This window comes from Candidatus Chloroploca sp. Khr17 (genome assembly GCF_004138165.1).
Lineage (GTDB): Bacteria > Chloroflexota > Chloroflexia > Chloroflexales > Chloroflexaceae > Chloroploca.
On record NZ_RYFF01000131.1, the window covers coordinates 1 to 2,873 of the forward strand.

The following is a 2,873-nucleotide window of genomic DNA, read 5'->3' on the forward strand; positions in this document are numbered from 1 at the left end:
CCGCAACACACCGTGACGCTGCCCGCCTACTGGATTGGCACGACGCCCGTGACCAACGCGCAGTTCCGGCCTTTCGTTGAGGGCGACGGTTATGCCAATCCCGCCTACTGGACGAAGGTGGGCTGGGCGTGGCGTGAGCAGGAAAAGATTGTCACTCCTCAATGGTGGAACGACTCGACCTGGAACGGTGCGCAGCATCCCGTCGTGGGCGTGAGTTGGTTTGAGGCGGTGGCCTATTGCCGCTGGCTGAGTGCGCAGACCGGGCACGCATTCCGCCTGCCGACCGAGGCTGAATGGGAAAAAGCCGCCCGTGGCCCTGACGGGCGCATCTGGCCGTGGGGCAATGCCTGGGAGACCGGGCGCTGCAATAGCAAGGAAGCTGGACACGAACGCACGACCCCAGTCGGCCACTACCCGACCGGTGCCAGCCCGTACGGGGCGTTGGATATGACCGGCAACGTCTGGGAGTGGTGCGCGACTCAGCACGGCAAAGGGTACCCGTATCAATTGGAAGACGAGTGGCAGGCCGTATATCTGGAACCTGACGAGCGTCGGAAACTACGCGGTGGATCGTGGTACAACGAACAAAAGTACGTCCGGGCTTCGTACCGCGACAGCAGCGTCGGCCCGCGCAGCCGCAACGTCAACGACGGGTTGCGGGTCGCCAGTCATTCTCCGCTGCCCGGTTCTGAATCCTGATGGCTGTTTATTAGTGTGTAACCTCAGTTTCCCGGTAGCACCGCCGACCACGAATGCTGAGCACGAATATACGAATAGGGGCTTGGTGACGCATGTAGTCGTTTCTTGGTGGCCCCATTCGTGGCCGGCGAACGACACCAGAAAACGTGCGTGACAGACTGCTTATGGTTTTTAAGAATTAGATCCAATACCTTGCAAATAAGCCTTTCGCCCCCTCCCCAGCCCTCCCCCGCTGGGGGAGGGAGCCGGACGCCGACTGAAGTTGGCACTCCGATCGACCCGAGGTGCTGTTGAATATTTATCAGTCGGCTGAGCCGGACGCCGACTGAAGTCGGCACTACCATAGCCCCGAGGTACAGCCGGGAGCGCGGGCGGCTCGCCCGCTTTGGGCGCAACAAAGGAGTACTCTATGTCTACCCATAGTGGTTTTGGTGATCTGCCGACGACTGACGATGAGCTTGGTTTTGGGCCGTCGGCTGCGGCGCTGGCCGAGATTGTGCAGGGTGCGGATCTGAATGATACGCCGTTGACGATTGGCATCTATGGGCCGTGGGGGAGTGGCAAGACGAGCATTATGAAGATGATCTATCGGCCCTTTGATGATCCCGCTCACCCCACGGTGATTCCGATCTGGTTTGATGCCTGGCGCTACGCGCAGAGTGAGGCGCTCTGGCGGGCGTTGTTGATCAGTGTGATTGCGGAGATTCGTCAGCGCGTGCTTGGCAATGAGGATCGTTTGCGTACGCTTGTGGGCGCTCGTGCGCGGGAAGCCGGCGAGGTGCCGCCAGCCGATCCGCAGACGCAATGTGCCGAACTTGAACGGCAACTCGACGATCTGCTGGCGAGTCTCTATCAGACGGTTGAGCGCGAAGAGGTTGGGTCGCTTGCGATCGATTGGGGTGAAGCAGGCAAGGCGACGGCGCGCACGGCGATCAGGATGGGCCTTGCTGCGCTGCCGTTTGTTGGCACGGTGAGTGACGCGCTGGGGGCTATTGGCAAGGCCGTGCAGGGTGGTGAAGGGCTCAAGAGCGACGAACTGGAAGGCTTTGCCAAAGCGCTTCGCCGTGAGCGCTCAAAGGTCTATAGTGAACAGGTGCGCTCATTAGAGCAGTTCTATCGGCAGTTTCATGACCTGATTGAAGCGTGGGCCGCGCAGGCGGGGTTTCGCCTGGTGATCTTCATTGACGACCTCGACCGCTGTCTGCCCGAGCAGGCGATTGGCGTGCTAGAGGCGATCAAGGTCTTTTTTGATGCGACAGGCTGCATCTTTGTGCTCGGTGTTGACCGCGAAATCATTGAGCGCGGCATTCGCGTGCGCTACAAAGAGTTTGCCCTCACTGAGAAGGTGACTGAGCCTTTTCCCGTCGCCGAGCGCGACTACCTCGAGAAGATCGTGCAGGTGCCGTTTACCTTGCCGCCGCTGGCTGCCGACACGATCAGCACCTTTTTGCAGAAGCGCTTGCCCGGTGTGGCGGATTTGAGCGAGATAGAACGCACCCAGGTCGCAAGTGCAATGACCGCTGGGCTCCTGCGCAACCCACGCAAAGTCAAACGCAGCTTCAACATCTTCCGGCTCCACCTGATGCTCGACCGGGCGCATCAGCGCCGAACACCCGCGGGACTCATCGCCAAACTGACCGTGATCCAGACCAGTTTTACCAAGCTCTACGAACAGATCGCCCGCGATCCGTTGCTGCTGCGCAGCATCGAAGCGATTGTGCGCGGCATGCCGGGTGGCGTAGGGGGCAGCTCGATCCCAGCAACCCTGCGCGAAGAGGTTGGGCAACAGGATGAGCGTCTGCGCAAGATGTTGCAGCATGAGCCGTGGTTTGCCGAGCTTGATGACAACCAGATCCACGAGTTGGTCTATCAGAGCCGTGTATCGGCGCAGGGGTAGGGGCGGGGATTGGGGATTGGGGATTGGGGATTGGGGATTGGGGATTGGGGATTGGGGATTGGGGATTGGGCACGACGGGGGGCACGGGCACGCCATGGCACGGGCAACCGTGACCGTACGCGGGGCACGGCGGGGCGCGGTGTGGGGTGTAGGGGCGCAGCAGCCCCTGGCGCATCTCTTGCGAGAACGCCTGTTTGATTGCTGCTGCGCCCGGCGGCCGTTCGGCGGGGCATCGGGCGCGGGGAGGCACGGCGGCGCCGTGCCCGTACGGGGGCGC

2 protein-coding genes are annotated in these 2,873 nt (G+C 61.6%); both read left to right on the forward strand.

Going from position 1 to position 2,873, the window contains the following annotated elements:
- On the forward strand, positions 1-699 hold a 699-nt coding region (locus EKD05_RS25290; RefSeq protein ID WP_165360989.1), incomplete at its 5' end, for an SUMF1/EgtB/PvdO family nonheme iron enzyme.
- A gap of 409 nt (positions 700-1,108) precedes the next feature.
- The gene (locus EKD05_RS25295) at positions 1,109-2,596 is read left to right on the forward strand and encodes a P-loop NTPase fold protein (protein ID WP_129678402.1); all 1,488 of its coding nucleotides are present in this window, start codon (positions 1,109-1,111) and stop codon (positions 2,594-2,596) included.
- The last annotated feature ends 277 nt before the right edge of the window (positions 2,597-2,873 follow it).